Annotated in this window: 2 protein-coding genes; both read left to right on the top strand. The window is 42.3% G+C overall.

Translation table 11 applies throughout. The annotated features are described in order from the left end of the window. The first annotated feature begins 47 nt into the window (after positions 1-47). The gene (locus tag AC1DUW_RS27580; RefSeq protein ID WP_477644021.1) at positions 48-1442 is read left to right on the top strand and encodes a cobyrinate a,c-diamide synthase; all 1395 of its coding nucleotides are present in this window, start codon (positions 48-50) and stop codon (positions 1440-1442) included. Positions 1443-1479: 37 nt separating this feature from the next. Further along, on the top strand, positions 1480-1818 hold a 339-nt coding region (locus AC1DUW_RS27575), incomplete at its 3' end, for a uroporphyrinogen-III C-methyltransferase (RefSeq protein WP_477644020.1).

Raw genomic sequence — 1818 nt, 5'->3', positions numbered from 1 at the left:
ACCATTTCAGTAGGGATTATTCCTTTATAAGGAAGGGGGGGATATTTATGAGCGATAGAAGATTAGTTATTGCTGGCACCGGAAGCGGTGTCGGAAAAACGACATTGACCATCGGAATTATGGCAGCCCTCCAGAAGAAAGGGTATACCGTTCAGGGTTTTAAATGTGGTCCTGACTATATTGATCCAACCTATCATACAGCCGTTACAGGGCGAACTTCACGAAATCTTGACAGCTGGATGTTTGAGCACGATATCGTCCGAGAAATACTTAACAAAGCGAGCATTGGAGCGGATATCTCGATTATCGAAGGAGTCATGGGCTTTTTCGATGGGAAAAATCCTTTATCGAATAYGGGGTCAACAGCTGAAATCAGCATGATTACTGAAAGTCCTGTCTTGTTAATTGTCAACTGTGCGAGTATGGCGCGTAGCGCAGCTGCGATTGTTAAAGGGTTTCAAGCTTTTTCTACGGGTCCGAACATTATTGGAGTAATTGCCAATCAAGTAGGAAGTGAGGGGCATTACAAAATTGTCAAAGCAGCCATCGAGCAGGAATGCGATGTTCCAGTGATGGGGTATATGAAGCGAGAGTTAGATATTGATATTCCTAGCCGTCATTTAGGCTTAATTCCTGCCATTGAACGAGGTGAACTTGAACCATTTTTCGATAAACTCGCTCATTTAGTCATGGAAACGATTGATATCGAACAGCTGTATCTCTTGGCTAAGACCAGCACCATTTCCAGTGGGAATTCAGGAATCTTTCAGTCTAGTAGCAAGAAAGACGTGTGCATCGCCGTTGCAAAAGATGCGGCCTTTAATTTTTATTATCAGGAAAACCTTGAGTTGCTTGAAGCAAAAGGAGCGAACATCAAGTATTTTTCTCCATTAAAAGGGGATGAAGTTCCGTTGGATGCGGATGGCTTATACCTTGGAGGCGGTTTTCCAGAAGAATTTGCAGATGAACTTTCTCGCAATGAAATTGCTATAAAATCCATCAGAAACGCCATTGAAAAGGGTTTGCCAACTCTAGCAGAATGTGGTGGATTCATGTTTTTGAGCAAATCTATTGAAACAACTTCTGGAGAAAAGTATCCGATGGCAGGATTGATTCCAGGTAGGATCAAAATGCAGAAAAAGCTTGCGGCACTGGGATATCGTGAAATAACTGGAACCGAAAGCAATTTTTTAATAAAAGATTGTGAGCAGGCAAAAGGTCATGAATTCCACTATTCCACATTTGAGTCAGATGATGTGCTTCCGCATGCCTACGAGGCGAAAGGAAGATTTGGTTCAAAGAAAGAAGGGTGCATAATAGGTAATCTGGTTGCTGGTTATACCCATTTTCATTTTGCTTCCAATCCTAAACTTGTTGAGAATTGGATAGGTGCATGCTTAAAACAAAAAAAACTGATGGGACACGAAACATATCAACAATGAAAAGGTGTTTTTTTGATAAATAAGAGGAGGCAAGAGCATGAAACCGGGAAAGGTACATCTGGTCGGTGCGGGTCCCGGAGATCCGAAACTAATTACGGTATATGGAATGGAATGTATTCAACAGGCTGATGTCATAGCTTATGACAGGCTCGTCAATCCAAAACTATTAACCTATGCAAAAGAAAATGCGGAGCTTGTATATTGCGGGAAATCACCCGGGAGACATCATCTCATTCAAGAAGAAATTCATTCACTTTTGGTAGAAAAGGCCTTGCAGGGGAAAAATGTTACCCGTCTAAAGGGAGGAGATCCGTTTGTCTTTGGTCGGGGAGGAGAGGAAGCTGAGGTCCTGGCGGCTAATGGGATAGAATATGAA

It is taken from the genome of Peribacillus sp. P4_C12, from assembly GCF_056402095.1.
Note: the sequence above shows the minus strand (reverse complement) of the source record. Positions and strands in the feature narration are given on the sequence as shown.